The following is a 13,944-nucleotide window of genomic DNA, read 5'->3' as shown; positions in this document are numbered from 1 at the left end:
TCCTGCTTTTTTCGTGCTTATCGGTCCGTGCGCCTCGTCTGCGTCGGGTGCTGCCTGTCGTTGTGATTGTCCGGTTCGGGCGCGGCGGCCGCGCGGCTCATGTTGCGGCCTTCGCGCGCATAGCGCAGCGACACCACCGGCAACGTCGCGCCGAGAAAGAAGAACATCCCCGGCACGCCGGTCAGCATGTTCGCGAACACCATCATCGCGGTGATCGCGAACGCGATGCCGACGCCCGCATTGGCGAGCAGATCGCGCGGATGCCGGCGGCTCGCGCGGAACGCGCGCGCGAGCAGCATCGCGATCCCGCTCACGTACAGCAGCGTGCCGGGCCAGCCCATCACATACGGCACTTCCATCAGACCGCTGTCGAAGTCGGTCATGGTCGCCACCGCCGGGTTGTCCGAGAGCTTGCTGCCGATGCCGGTGGTGCCGAGCCCCTGCCCCGCGATATTGGTCAGCGCGGACGCGAGAAAAGTCTTGTAGAACTCGGTGCGCTCCTGGAAGCTGGTGTCGTTGCCCAGGTTCTGCATCGTGTCGAAACGCTTGAGCACCGGCGTCGCGACCTGGTCGATCAGCATCAGCGGCGTGGCCAGCAGCGCGAGGCTCAGCACCACCGCAAGCATCCGCACCCGGTTACGGCCGTCGAGCATCGCGAACGAATACAGCAGCGCGACCGCGAAGCCGCCCCACGCGCTGCGCACGCTGGTCAGCAGCAGCACCGGCACGCCGAGGCAGCCGAGCACGATGCGCGGCCAGCCGCGCGCGGCCAGCGAGGTCAACAGCAGCGCCATCAACGTGACCGCGAACGGGCCGCACGAATTCATCGTGCTGCTCACGCGCATGCCGAACGGCACCGCGTGGCCCTCGGTGACCATCTGCGAGCCCTGCAGCCAGAACGCGGTCCACGGCAACGGCGAGACGAATTCGACGAGGCCGTACACACTCATCAGGAGTCCGCCGTAAACGAAGGTCTTCAGCAGCACCCGGTGATAGTCGGGATAGTGGCGCCACGTGAGAATCAGATAGAACGAGATCAGCACCGGGTAAAGCCACGTCATCAGCGTATAGGTTGCGCCGGCCGGTCCCACCTGCGCGGCGCCGACCACGAACGCATACAGCAGCGCGAGCACGATCAGCACCAGCGGCGCCGCGCGGCGCTGGCCGAGGATCGCCATATGCTTGAGCAGGCTCAGCCCGGACAGCGACACCGCGGCGAGCGGCGCGATCATGATCGGGCTTTGCGCGTTGAACGCGCCGTTGACGAAATCGGCGAGCCGCCGCACTTCGGGCCCGAGGAAGAACAGCCAGAACACGAAACCGAGGTAATGCGCGGGCGAGCGCAGATACAGCAGCAACGCAACGCAGATCGCGCCGAGCGGAAACAGATATTCGACGAGGTGGCCCTGACGCAGCACGAGCAGCGCGAGCGTCGCGCCGAACAGCAACAGCGGCGGGCGCAGCGGATCGCGTAACGCCGGCGTCGGCGCGCGCTGCGCGATCCGCGCAACCGTGGGTAAAGCAGCTACGGAAGAGACCGCTGGACGCGGCGCGCGGGCAGCATCCCGCGAGCGCCGCGCGCCGAGCCCTGCGCCCGGCGGCGTAACAGGCACAGCGGGCACTACAGCAGCTCGAAGGTATTCACGAGCGATTCCCCGTCGGCCGCGCGACGCCGCGCGCCGAAGCGCGGTTGGGTGCCGCGCACCTGACGTGTGAGGCCGATAAACGGCACGCCGTGTTCCAGATACGGTCCCTCGGTCTTACGGAAGCCGAATTGTTCGTAAAAGCTGCGCAGCCCGAGCGGCGCGCTGACCCGCGTCGCGCGGCCCGGCCAGCGTTCGGCGACCGCGTCGAGGACCCGTTCGATCAGTTGCTCGGCGGTGCCGTCGCCGCGCCGCAACGGGCTGGTCAGCACCTTGTCGATCGTTACTTCGGGATCCTCTGAATCGCCGGGTTGCACGCGCGCATACGCGAGGATCGGCATCGGCCGGGACATGTCGTCGGCCGCGAACACGTGCAACGCGTGCTCGTCGCGGCCGTCCGCGTCGAGGCAGACATGCGACTGCTCGACGACGAACACCGCGCTGCGCGCGCGCAGCACCACATACAGCTCACGTGCGGATAACTGCTCGAATTCCAGCGTTTTCCAGTTCATCACGCTCCCCAGCGTCAACGGTTCGGGTGGACCGGCGCGGCCGGCAGGCAGGCCCCGGCATCACGGTCCTTCGTCATGGGCTCCACGGTACTTGCGACAACCGCCAGTTTCCGTGCGCCATCGCACCGACGTCAGGCTTTGACAATTCTTAAATACCGGTTACCGGGGCGCGACTCACGATGCGCTCCAGCAGCGTCGCAGGCCCCCCGGGGCCGCCGCGACTGACTGCTTCACGGCCAACGCGCGTATACGGCGCCCGGGCCGTCAAGACCCATCACAACAAAGCAAACACGACCACGCGAAGCACGCCTTCGAGCGATCGTTTTGTGCAGGCCCTAACCATTAGACCTTGGACCAGAAGGGGATCACCCAATGAAGACAGCCTTGAGACGCATCCTTGCCGAATCCGCCCGCCTGGACGTTCCGGTTGAGAGTCTCGCCGACGATGCCGATCTGTACGCCGCCGGCCTCTCGTCGCTCGCGACCGTGCACCTGATGCTCGCGATGGAAGACGAATTCAACGTTGAAATTCCCGACCGCCTGCTCACGCGACGGCTGTTCTCGAGCATCGACTCGATGGCCGCCGCGATCACCGAACTGCAACAGGCAAAGGCGGCAGCATGAGCGCCCCGCTGCTGGACCCGGCGGCCGCGGCGGCCGCCGGCACGTCCTGCGCCGGCGCCCATGGCGACGACGGCGCCCCCGCCGCAGCCGCGTTGACCGCGCTCACGACCGAACCCGCGTGGCGCGCCGCCGCGCATCGTTGCGCGGCGATCGCAGCGCAGCATGCGGACGCGGTCGATCGTGAAGCCCGCTTCCCCACCGAGGCTTTCGACGCGCTCAAGCGCGAACGTTTGCTGTCGGCGCTGGTGCCCGCCGCGTGCGGCGGCGCGGGTCTGTCGCTGGCCGAGATCGGCGCGATCTGCGAGACGCTCGCGCAGGGTTGCGCATCGACCGCGATGATCTATGCGATGCACCAGATCCAGGTGGCCTGCATCGACGCGCATCGCGGCGAGTCCGCGTGGCACGCCCGCTTCCTCGCGCAACTGGCCGACCGGCAATGGCTGCTCGCGTCGGCCACTTCCGAGGAGACGATCGGCGGCAACATGCGCACCAGCGCGTGCTCGGTCGAGCTCGATGGTGCGCGCTTTCGACTCGAAAAGCTCGCACCGACGATCTCGTACGGCGCGCACGCCGATGCGATCCTCGTCACCGCGCGCCGCCATGCGCAGGCGGCCGCGTCTGACCAGTTGCTGGCCGTCGCGCTGCGCGCCGACACGCAACTCGAAAAACGCGGCGGCTGGGACGCGCTCGGCATGCGCGGGACCTGCAGCGAGGGCTTCCGGCTGGTCACCGACGGACTTGCCGAACAGATTCTCGCGACGCCGTTCGCCGAGATCGCCGACCAGACCATGCTGCCGGTATCGCACACGCTGTGGGCCGCGGTATGGACCGGCATCGCGACCGACGCGGTCAATCGCGCGAAGGCGTTCTTCCGCGCCCAGGCGCGCGCCAAACCCGGCACGATGCCGCCGGCCGGGCTACGGCTCGCCGACGCGGTCGGCCTGCTGCAAATGATGCAGGCGCGTCTCGCGGTCGCGTTCGAGGCCGCGCGCGTGGCGCACCAGGCGCGCCACCACGGGCCGGATCGCGAGCAGGCCGACGCGCCGCTCGCCGCGCAACTCGGCTTCGCGTCCGACATGAATACGCTGAAGACCAGCATCTCGACCACCGCGCTGGAGGTGGTGCAGCAGGTGCTGATGATCTGCGGGATGGCCGGCTACAAGAACGGCACCCCGTACAGCGTGGGCCGCCATCTGCGCGACCTGCACTCGGCGCCGCTGATGATCAACAACGACCGTATCGCACAGAACACGGCGAGCCTGTTGCTCGCGCAACGTCCGGCCGCCTCGGGGAGACATTGAATGAATCTGATGACCGATCGCGCCGCTGCCGCGGCGACCGCAATGGCCGTCGACGTGGGTCCGTCGCTCACGTTGCGCGACGAAATGCTGGCCGCCGGCCTGCTGATCGATACCGGCGAGAATGGTCTGTACGGCCGCAGCCAGATCTTCGAGGACGTGGTGGACCGCCTGAACCTCGCGATCACGCATCTGGGCAAAGATCAGCAGCCCGAAGTACTGCGCTTTCCGCCGGCGATGCGCCGCACCGACTTCGAAGATAGCGAATATCTGAAGAGCTTTCCGAATCTGGCCGGCACGGTCCATTCGTTCTGCGGCAACGATCTCGGCCACCAGCGTCTGCTGCGCGCGCTCGACGACGCGATGAACGAGCGCGACGACGAGCGCGACGATGCGTGGATGGAGCAGCAGAAGCCGACCCGGCTGGTGCTGACGCCGGCCGCCTGCTATCCGGTCTATCCGGTGATCGCGCGGCGCGGCGCGCTGCCCGCCGGCGGCCGCACGCTCGACGTGCTGTCGTACTGCTTCCGCCACGAACCGTCGCTCGATCCGGGCCGCATGCAGATGTTCCGCCAGCGCGAATACGTGCGGCTCGGCAGCGCCGAACAGGTGATGGCGTTCCGGCAGATGTGGATCGAGCGCGGCACGCTGCTGGTGCGGCTGCTGCAATTGCCGGTCGAAGTCGATCTCGCGAACGATCCGTTCTTCGGCCGCGGCGGCAAGATCGTCGCCGACAGCCAGCGCGCGCAGGCGCTGAAGTTCGAACTGCTGATCCCGGTCGCGGATCCGCGCGGCAAGACCGCGTGCCTGTCGTTCAACTATCACATGGAGCATTTCGGCGCGATCTGGAAGATCGCCTGCGACGACGGCTCGGTCGCGCATACCGGCTGCGTCGGCTTCGGGATGGAGCGCATCACGCTCGCGCTGTTCCGTCATCATGGGCTCGACGTGAACGCGTGGCCCGACGCGGTGCGCGCGCTGCTGTGGGGCGATACCGAAGCGCGCGTGGGCGATGCGCTGCAAGCGGCGCCCGCCTCGCTCGGGGAGCGCGCATGAGTACAGCGCCGACACCGACTGGCGGCGGCACGTGGGCGAGCGCCGGGCTGCAGCGCCGCGGGGGCGGGAAGAACGAGGCGCCGCAAGCGAGCGCCGCGTTCATCCCGCCACTCGGCACCGGCTTGCGCGAGCACGTACCGCATGCGCTGCATCAGGGCGAGCGGGTCTGGCAGGAAACCAACTGCTACGTCGACCTATGGATCGAACTGCTGCACGGCTTCGGGCTCGATCCGCGCGCGGCGCTCGCGTTCACCGTCACGCAGGACTTCGAGGGCGATCAGTTCACCTTCTTCAAGTTTCCGCTCGACGATCTGGAACAGCTGTACGGCATCCAGGTGCAGGAACTCGCGATTTACGATTCGCTCGAAGCGCGCGTGCTCGCGCAGACGCTGCGCGGCCATACGGTGCTGGTCGAAGTAGACGGTTACTACCTGCCCGACACCCGCTCGACCTCGTATCGCCGCGAGCATCCGAAGACGACGATCGGCATCGACTTCGTCGATATCGTCGCGCGCCGGATCGGCTACTTCCACAATGCCGGCTATCACCAGCTCGACGGCGAGGACTACGACGGCGTGTTCCGCAAGCTGCCGCGCTTCGCCGGGCAACCCGATCTGCTGTTTCCGTATGTCGAGTTCGCCAAGCAGTCACGTCCCGCGCTCACCGGCGTCGCGCTCGCCGACGCGTCGGCGCAGCTGTTGTGCGCGCATCTGGAACGGCGGCCGCTGGTCAATCCGGTCTCGCAATGGCGCGCCGCGTTTCCGGCTCATCTCGACACGCTGTTCGAGCGCGACGAAGCGTACTTTCATCTGTACTCCTTCAATCTGATGCGCCAGCTCGGCGCGAACTTCGAGTTCCTGTCGAAGTATCTGCTGTGGCTGTTCGAGCAGGGCTTCGAGATTCCGGCGGCGATCCCGGCCGCCGCGCAGCGGATCGCGTCGGAGTCGATGGTGATGCAGTTCCGGCTGATCCGCTCGCTCGCGCGCGGCCGCCGCGATACCTGCGAAGACTGCTTCGACGTGCTCGAAAGCGCCTATGAAAAAACCCTGCCGGCGCTCGCCGCGCTGGTGCGTTGACGCTCGACGCGCGCGGCCCCGGCCGCGCGTGCGTCCTTCAGGAACCCGCCGTGGATGTATCGACTCTCGCTCCGGCGCCCGACGATGGCGGCACGAGCCGCCCCGCCGCGACCGCCAGCCTTCCCGCAACACCTTCCCCCCAGCCCGGCACCGCGCGGATGGTTGCGAATGCAACCACCGCCACCACCGCACCCGCCGCCCGGTCGTGGTGGCCGCAACCGGTCGACAGCGGCTGGCAGTGCCTGAGCACACCGGCGCACGCGTATGCGTCGCCCGCTGAATTGCCCGAACACGGCTGGCTCGCCGCGCAAGTGCCCGGCACGGTGGCGGGCGCGCGCCGCGCGGCCGGTCTGCTCGACGTGAACAATCCGCCGCCGCTCGCGTTCGACGATCACTGGTATCGCGTCACACTGAACGGTCACGGGCCGCGCCGCTTGCGCTTTCATGGCCTCGCGACGCTTGCCGAAGTGTGGCTCGACGGCGTCAAACGTTTCGATTGTGAATCGATGTTCGTCGCGCATGATCTGGACATCGAACTGAATGGCGAAACGACGCTCGCACTGTGCTTCCGGTCCTTGACGCCGGCGTTGGCGGCCAAACGCTCGCGCGCGCGCTGGCGCCCGCGGCTCGTCACGCCGCCGACGCTTCGCAATCTGCGTACGACGCTGCTCGGCCATATGCCCGGTTGGTGTCCGCCGATCCAGCCGGTCGGTCCGTGGCGCCCGATCGAGATACTGGGCGACGCGCCGCACGCGTTCGACTCGATTGATCTGACCAGCCGGATCGAGCGCGAAGACGGGGCTGTTTCGTTGACGTTACGTTTCGCGTATCCGCACGATCTCCGCGCGTGCCGCGCAAGATTTTTTTGCGGCGACGCATCCGCGTCGTTGCAGTGGGACGATCCGTACACATTGCGCGGCGAAGTACGCGTGCCGCAGGCGCAACGCTGGTGGCCCCACACCCACGGCGAACCGACGCTCTATCCTCTGACGTTACAGCTCGATGACGACGGCACGCTCAACTCGCATCCGCTCGGTTCGATCGGCTTTCGTCAGATCGAAGTGGAGCGTGGCGCCGATGGCGAGGGCTTCGCGTTGCGCGTGAACGGCGTGCCGGTGTTCTGCCGCGGCGCCTGCTGGACCAGCGCCGATCTCGTCACGCTGACCGGCAGCGAAGCGCAATTGCGCGACACCTTCGAGCTTGCGCGCGCGGCCGGCATGAACATGCTGCGCGTCGGCGGCACGATGCTGTACGAGTCCGACCTGTTTTATGCACTGGCCGACGAATACGGCGTACTGATCTGGCAGGACTTTGCGCTGGCCAATTTCGACTATCCGAGCGACACCGCGTTCAGCGCACTGATCGAGCGCGAGGCCAGCCAGTTTCTCGCGCGCACGCGGCGTTTCGCGGCGCTCGCGGTGCTGTGCGGCGGCAGCGAGGTCGACCAGCAGGCGGCGATGTTCGGCCTGCCCGAAGCGCGGCGCACGCAGCCGCTATTTACCGAACTGCTGCCCGCGCTGGTCGCCCGCGAGCGCGCGGACGTGCCGTACGTGAGCAACTCGCCGTCCGGCGGCGCGTGGCCGTTTTCGACTAACGCGGGCATTACGCACTACTACGGGGTCGGCGCGTATCAGCGCCCGCTGGAGGATGCGCGCCGCGCCCAGGTGCGTTTCGCCGCCGAGTGTCTGGCGTTCGCCAACGTGCCTGACGACGCGACGCTGCACGATGCGCTCGGCACGCTCCACGTCCACGATCCGCGCTGGAAAGCGGCCGTGCCGCGCGACCCGGGCGCGGGCTGGGATTTCGACGACGTGCGCGACCACTATCTGCAGACGCTGTACGGCGTCGAGCCGGCGCGGCTGCGCTACGACGACCCGCCACGCTATCTGGAGCTGTCGCGCGCGGTTGTCGCCGACGTGATCGGCGACGTGTTCGCCGAGTGGCGCCGCGCCGGTTCGTCGTGCGGCGGCGGCCTCGTGTGGCAGATGCAGGATCTACGCGCGGGCGCGGGCTGGGGTCTGATCGACGCGTGCGGGCGCCCCAAGAGCGCGCTGCACGGCTTCGCGAACGCGCTGCGGCCGCTGCAGGTCGGCTTCACCGACGAAGGGCTGAACGGCCTCGATATTCAGCTGATCAATGAACGCCCGCAAACGTTTGGCGGCGAACTCGAACTGCTGTGTCTGCGCGACGGCAGCGTCAAGGTGGTGTCCGCGCGGCGCCCGGTCGAACTCGCGCCGCACAGCATGCAGCGCGTGAGCGCGGCCGCGCTGCTCGGCCAGTTCTTCGACTTCACCCACGCGTACCGCTTCGGCCCGCGCACGCACGACGTGACGATCGCGACGCTGCGCGATGCGGCGAGCGGCGCGGTGGTGGCCGAAGCGTTTCATCTGCCCGAGCGGCACGTGCGCGAACGTCATGACCTCGGTATGACGATTAGCGTCGAGCACAACGCCGAGACGGGTCACTGGCAGCTCACACTCGAAACGAAACGCTTCGCGCGTTTCGTGCACATCGTCGATCCGCGCTATCGCGCCGCGCGCGACTGGTTTCATCTCGCGCCCGAGCGTCGCTGTGTCGTTACGCTGCTGCCGTATGCGCGGCCAGCGAACCCGCTTGCGCGATCTAACGATGATGAAACATCCCCGCGTCCATCCGGCGAGGTCCGCGCGCTCAATGCGTTATCGGCCATTTATTACGGCTAGTGGTCATTCGCGACTAGTCGCATTCGCGCGAAGCGCATAGAAGCTCGCGGCGCGCGAACTTTTATGCCCGTTCTGTTAAACGAGTGTTGGCGCGCAGGCAACTTTCGGCCTGCGCGCGAGGCCCTGCGCACAGGCCTCGCGAAGACCGCGCCCGCGCAGGGTTTAACACTTCTGAATCATTTCCGGCACCTGACGAAGAGCGCACTAAAACGTGCATGCGACGGCAATTTCAATTCTGAGACAGGTTCGACGGCCCCCCGCTTTTTCGCCGTCAGGCCCGTTATTCAAGGGTCCGCGGCGAACCCGGAGTTTTCATCCGATGCATTGCCCCGCCTGGGGGGGTGTGCAGAAGTGAAACAAAAAGCGCTCTTTCGCTGCCCGACGAACCGGCGCTTCGCACGCTGCACCGCACCAGCACGCGTTTTCCCTAACCTTGGCACGGTCCTCGCTATTAGTTGTCCGCACAACCTGCTGCCGCAAACCTGCGCTACGACAACGGCGGCGGCATACAGGCCGATACGGGGCCGATCCTGTTCCTCTTCGCTGCTCGCCAGGCAGCGAGCCGTGGGGACCGGGCATCGGATCAAAGAATCAGAGCGACGCGCGACGCGCGGCTCGCATGCGAGGACCGATCATGTTGACACTTCAATCCGATCTGCACGGTAACCATCTGCTAGGCGCACTGCCGTCGCACGAATGGCAGGCGCTGGCCCCTCATCTCGAACTGGTTCACCTGCGCACCGAGCAGCTGTTGTGCGACTCCGGTCAACGCATCCATCACGTGTACTTCCCGACCACCGCGATCATCTCGATGCTCTCGACGATGGAAGACGGCAGTTCGGTCGAGATCGCCGCGGTCGGCCGCGAAGGGATGACCGGCGTGCCGGTGCTGACCGGCGGCGAAACCATGCCGAACCGCGTGCAGGTGCAATGCGCGGGCTTCGCGTACCGGATGAGCGCGCAGGCGCTCAAGCAGCAGTTCGCCCGCTCGGACTTCCTGCGCCGTCTGATGCTGCTGTACATGCACGCGCTGCTGACCCAGGTCGCGCAAACCGCCGCCTGCAATCGTCACCATGCGCTGAACAAGCAGCTGTGCCGCTGGCTGCTGATCGAAGTGGACCGGGTCGCATCGAACGATCTGACGGTCACCCAGCAACTGATCGCCGACATGCTCGGCGTGCGCCGCGAGGGCATCACCGAAGCGGCCGGCAAGCTGCACGACGAAGGGCTGATCCATCACAGCCGCGGCCATATCAAGGTGCTCGACCGCAAGGGCCTCGAAGCCCGCGCGTGCGAATGCTACGGCCTCGTCAAGCGCGAGTTCGATCGGCTGCTGCCGCGTCTGCGCCAGGCCGAGACCGTCGAATAAGACCGTCAGGCTGCGCACCATTCGATTACCGGGGTTCATTCGAATATGTTCAGGAATACTGCGCGATGTCTCGACGCACTCTTCGTGGTGGCGGGCGGGTTGCTCGCCTATTGGATGCGTTTCTCGACACCGATTGCGTTATCCGACACCGAGCGCCTGCTGATCGCGTTCAACTGCGTGCTCGTGCTGTTGCTGTTTCCGGGCTTCGGCGTCTATGAAACCTGGCGCGGCAAGGCGCTCGCGCCGGTGCTCGCGCGGCTCGCCGCAGCATGGCTGACGGTGGCCGCGACCTCGCTGGTGCTGGCCTTCACGCTGCATCGGATGGATGCGGTCTCACGGCTGTGGTTCGGCTATTCGACGCTGATTTCCGGCGTGCTGCTAATCGCCGCGCGCTGCGTGACGCACGCGGTGCTGCGCTCGTTGCGCCGCCGCGGCATCAATGCGCGCACGGTTGCGATCGTCGGCGCGCCGGGCTTCGCGCGCACGCTGCTCGCGCATCTCGAGCATGCGGCCGATGCCGGCTTCAAGCCCGTGTGCGTATTCGACACCAGCGTGCAAGGCCACGACGCGTATGCTGCACAATACGGCGCGCAATATGGCGCGCCATATTGCGCACAACTCACGCGCCTGCCGGTGCTCACCGATCTGAAGGCGTTCGCCGCGAAGGTTCGCAACGAACGCGTCAACGAAGTGTGGCTCGCGTTGCCGTTGTCCGAGGAGCGCACGATCTACCGCTTCACGCGCACGTTCCGCGACGACTTCGTCAATCTGCGTTTCATTCCGGACGTGCGCAGCCTGTCGCTGTTCAATCACACGATCGTCGATGTGGTCGGTCTGCCGACGCTGAACCTGTCCGCGACGCCGTTCTCGCCGCCGCAGATGTGGCCGAAGCTGATGTTCGACCGGCTATTCGCCGCGTTTGCGCTGCTGCTGCTCGCGCCGGTGTTCGTGGTACTCGCGCTCGGCATCAAGCTGACCTCGCCGGGCCCGGTGTTCTTCCGGCAGATCCGCAAGGGGGTCGACGGCCGGCCGTTCGGCATCTACAAGTTCCGCTCGATGAGCGTGCATCAGGAAGCACATGGTCAGGTCACCCAGGCAACCCGCAACGACTCGCGCGTGACGAAGCTCGGCAAGTTCATGCGCCGCACCAGCCTCGACGAGCTGCCGCAATTCCTGAACGTGCTGCTCGGCCAGATGTCGGTGGTCGGCCCGCGCCCGCATGCGCTCGAACACGACGATCTGTACAAGGATCAGGTGTACGGCTACATGCACCGCTACCGGATCAAGCCCGGCATCACCGGCTGGGCCCAGGTCAACGGCTATCGCGGCGCGACCACCAAGGTCGAAAAAATGGAAGCGCGCGTGAAGTTCGATCTCTTCTACATTCATAACTGGTCATTCTGGTTCGACATGAAAATCGTCTTCCTGACGATCTTCAAGGGCTTTGTGGGCCGTAACGCATTCTGACCATGCCGCTTCGGAAGTCGCAGTTGAGAGTTTCTGTCATCGTTCCAACTTACCGTCGTACCGCCGATCTCGCCCGCTGCCTCGCCGCGCTCGACGCGCAGCAGCGGCGCGCCGATGAAGTGATCGTGGTCGCGCGCCACGACGATTACGCGACCCTCGACTGGCTGCGCACGCGCGAGGCGAGTCGCCCCGAGCCGCGCCGCTGCGTGGTGCTGGTGCAGCGGCCCGGCGTGGTGGCCGCGTACAACCTGGGCATCGAAAGCGCGAGCGGCGACGTGCTGTGCTTCACCGACGACGACGCCGCGCCGCATCGCGACTGGATCGCGCGCATCGCCCAGGCCTTCAAACAGAATCCGACACTCGGCGGCATCGGCGGGCGCGACATCGTGCACGAACGCGGCCGCATTCTCGAAGGCCGCAAGCCGACGGTCGGCCTCGTGCGCTGGTATGGCCGCACGATCGGCAATCACCATATCGGTCACGGCGCGGCCCGCGAAGTCCAGGTGCTCAAAGGCGTGAACATGGCGTTTCGCCGCGACGCGATCGGCGCGTTGCGCTTCGACGCGCGGCTGCGCGGCACCGGCGCGCAGGTGCACTGCGAGATGGCGTTCAGTCTCGACGTGCGCGGGCGCGGCTGGACCCTCGTCTACGACCCGGCCTTGCTGGTCGAACACTTCCCCGCCGTGCGCGGCGACGAAGACCAGCGCTACTCATTTAACGACGCGGCGTTCTACAACGCGTCATTCAATCTTCGACTCATCATGTGCGAACACCTGAGCCCGGCCGGTCGCTGGGCGTTCGTCGTGTACTCGACGCTGATCGGCGATCGCGCGGACCCGGGGTTCCTGCGCGCGTTGTCGCTCGGCTTCGAGCGCGGCGGGCTCGCGCTGTCGCTTCGCAAATGGCGAGTCGGTTTACGCGCGATGCGCGGAGCTTGGCAGGAAGCGGTGCGTTAAACCGGGGGGATTCTCGACGCCGCTTTCTGAAGGACCGTAACAATGAATACCAAAACAATGGCCGCGGCTCTTGCGGCCGTATCGCTTTGCGCCTGCTCGCTGGCGCCTGGACCGTATCTGGATACCGCACGACTCGAACCGCCGGCGCCTCCCGAGCAGACCGCGGCGAAGTTTCCAGTACAGATGATCGACCTCGAGTATTTCCGCAAGGAACGCGCGGCGCTCGTGCCGGCGCCCTGTCCGCTGTCGTGTCTGAGTCCGGCCACGCGCGCCGCGTACGAATACCGCGTGGGAATCGGCGACCAGTTGACGATCATCGTCTGGGACCACCCGGAGCTGACCGGCGCGCTGGGGGTCGGCCCGACCGGCACGCCGCCGTTGCCGGCCAGCGTGGGTCCGTCGCCCGGTCCCGCGCAAACCCAGGGCGCGACGCCGCTCGCCGCGAGCTCATCGAGCGGCGGCGAAAGTGGCCTCGCGGTGCGGGTCGCCGGCAACGGCACGATCTTCTTTCCGCGCGTGGGCCGCCTCGAGGTGGTCGGCAAGAGCGCGCAACAGGTGCAGGAAGCGCTGACCCGAGCGCTGTCGCGGACGATTCGCGATCCTCAGCTCGACGTGCGCGTGTCGGGCTTTAACAGCCAGTCGGTGCAGGTGACCGGCAATCTGCGCACGCCCTCCTCCGAAGCGATCACCGATGCGCCGCTCACCGTGCTCGACGCGATCAATCGCGCGGGCGGCGCGCTGCCCGACGCCGATCTGCAGAACGTCGGCGTGACCCGCAACGGCCGCCGCTATACGGTCGACGTCGCCGCGCTGCTCGAAACCGGCAACCCGCTGCAGAACGTGCTGCTCGAGGACGGCGACATCATCGACGTGCCCGACCGCTCGAATAGCCGCGTGTTCGTGCTCGGCGAAGTGAACAAGCCGACCTCGCTGCCGATGAACCGCGGCCGTCTGACGCTCGCCGACGCGCTGACCGGCGCCGGCAGTCTGGACGTGAAGACCGGCGACCCGCGCTTCGTGTACGTGGTGCGCGGTGCCGACAGGACGCTGACCCCGGACGTCTATCAGCTCGACATGACCCAGGTCGACGCGCTGATGCTGATGACCAAGTTCACGCTGCAGCCGAAGGACGTGGTGTACGTGCAGGTGTCGAAATCGGCGCGTTTCAACCGCGCGCTCGAACAGATCACACCGACACTGCAGTCGCTGTTCTACACGGTGCAGATGTCGAAATGAATCGC

At 66.8% G+C, this 13,944-nt stretch carries 11 protein-coding genes; 9 read left to right on the top strand and 2 right to left on the bottom strand.

All coding sequences use genetic code 11. From position 1 onward, the window contains the following. Nucleotides 1-17 precede the first annotated feature (17 nt). Nucleotides 18-1,622 (bottom strand): O-antigen ligase family protein, encoded by a 1,605-nt coding sequence (locus LJ656_RS01390; protein WP_230507488.1) that lies wholly within the window; start codon nucleotides 1,620-1,622, stop codon nucleotides 18-20. Then, nucleotides 1,622-2,155 (bottom strand): GNAT family N-acetyltransferase, encoded by a 534-nt coding sequence (locus LJ656_RS01385; RefSeq protein WP_230507487.1) that lies wholly within the window; start codon nucleotides 2,153-2,155, stop codon nucleotides 1,622-1,624. Before LJ656_RS01385 ends, LJ656_RS01390 begins: the two co-directional genes overlap by 1 nt. Before the next feature lie 372 nt (nucleotides 2,156-2,527). Between LJ656_RS01385 and LJ656_RS01380 the strand changes: the two genes are divergently transcribed. From LJ656_RS01380 to LJ656_RS01340, 9 genes are all read left to right on the top strand, one after another. Continuing rightward, complete coding sequence (locus tag LJ656_RS01380) at nucleotides 2,528-2,779, top strand: acyl carrier protein (RefSeq protein WP_230507486.1); 252 nt, start codon at nucleotides 2,528-2,530, stop codon at nucleotides 2,777-2,779. After that, nucleotides 2,776-4,080, top strand: a complete 1,305-nt coding sequence (locus LJ656_RS01375) for an acyl-CoA dehydrogenase family protein (RefSeq protein ID WP_230507485.1) — start codon at nucleotides 2,776-2,778, stop codon at nucleotides 4,078-4,080. The genes LJ656_RS01380 and LJ656_RS01375 overlap by 4 nt, the downstream gene beginning before the upstream one ends. Further along, complete coding sequence (locus LJ656_RS01370) at nucleotides 4,081-5,133, top strand: amino acid--[acyl-carrier-protein] ligase (RefSeq protein WP_230507484.1); 1,053 nt, start codon at nucleotides 4,081-4,083, stop codon at nucleotides 5,131-5,133. Further along, nucleotides 5,130-6,209: a DUF1839 family protein gene (locus tag LJ656_RS01365; RefSeq protein ID WP_230507483.1), complete on the top strand. Its 1,080-nt coding sequence runs from the start codon at nucleotides 5,130-5,132 to the stop codon at nucleotides 6,207-6,209. The genes LJ656_RS01370 and LJ656_RS01365 overlap by 4 nt, the downstream gene beginning before the upstream one ends. A gap of 50 nt (nucleotides 6,210-6,259) precedes the next feature. After that, on the top strand, nucleotides 6,260-8,911 hold the full coding sequence (locus LJ656_RS01360; RefSeq protein ID WP_425605892.1) for a glycosyl hydrolase 2 galactose-binding domain-containing protein: 2,652 nt from the start codon (nucleotides 6,260-6,262) through the stop codon (nucleotides 8,909-8,911). A gap of 634 nt (nucleotides 8,912-9,545) precedes the next feature. Then, on the top strand, nucleotides 9,546-10,280 hold the full coding sequence (locus LJ656_RS01355; protein ID WP_006048767.1) for a Crp/Fnr family transcriptional regulator: 735 nt from the start codon (nucleotides 9,546-9,548) through the stop codon (nucleotides 10,278-10,280). Between the two features lie 45 nt (nucleotides 10,281-10,325). Beyond that, a complete protein-coding gene (locus LJ656_RS01350) occupies nucleotides 10,326-11,747 on the top strand; it encodes an undecaprenyl-phosphate glucose phosphotransferase (RefSeq protein WP_230507482.1) in 1,422 nt (473 codons plus the stop codon). A 2-nt stretch (nucleotides 11,748-11,749) separates the two neighbouring features. Next, nucleotides 11,750-12,703, top strand: coding sequence for a glycosyltransferase family 2 protein (locus LJ656_RS01345; RefSeq protein WP_230507481.1), 954 nt, complete (start codon nucleotides 11,750-11,752; stop codon nucleotides 12,701-12,703). A 42-nt stretch (nucleotides 12,704-12,745) separates the two neighbouring features. Beyond that, nucleotides 12,746-13,939 (top strand): polysaccharide biosynthesis/export family protein, encoded by a 1,194-nt coding sequence (locus LJ656_RS01340; RefSeq protein WP_230507480.1) that lies wholly within the window; start codon nucleotides 12,746-12,748, stop codon nucleotides 13,937-13,939. Nucleotides 13,940-13,944 lie beyond the last annotated feature (5 nt).

Origin of the sequence: Paraburkholderia sejongensis (assembly GCF_020880815.1) — a bacterium.
GTDB classification, from domain to species: Bacteria; Pseudomonadota; Gammaproteobacteria; order Burkholderiales; family Burkholderiaceae; genus Paraburkholderia; species Paraburkholderia sejongensis.
The sequence above is the reverse complement of the archived record's forward strand: the minus strand, read 5'-3'. Positions and strand labels throughout refer to the sequence as shown.